The sequence below is a fragment of the Roseovarius nitratireducens genome, assembly GCF_002925845.1.
GTDB classification, from domain to species: domain Bacteria; phylum Pseudomonadota; class Alphaproteobacteria; order Rhodobacterales; family Rhodobacteraceae; genus Roseovarius; species Roseovarius nitratireducens.
This window is the reverse complement of record NZ_PDNI01000054.1, coordinates 1-212: the sequence shown is the minus strand read 5'-3', so window position 1 is coordinate 212 and position 212 is coordinate 1. Positions and strand designations below refer to the sequence as shown.

Genomic DNA, 212 nt, shown 5'->3' with positions numbered 1-212 from the left:
GACGATTGGTATGAAGCTGTGGTTGGATCCACAGATTTCTGAACATTGTCCGTAGAATAAACCTGGGCGAGTTGATGTTAATGTGGCTTGATTTAATCGCCCTGGAATGGCATCGGTTTTTAGTCCTAGTGAGGGTACTGCCCATGAGTGGAGGACATCTTCTGAAGAAATTAATATACGAATTGGTAGTTCTATAGGCAGTACTACTCGGT

General features: G+C 43.4%; 1 pseudogene. It reads right to left on the bottom strand.

The window, feature by feature from the left end:
- Positions 1–201: pseudogene (locus CRJ03_RS20580) on the bottom strand (cytochrome c oxidase subunit II); the annotation flags it as partial.
- Positions 202–212: the final 11 nt, after the last annotated feature.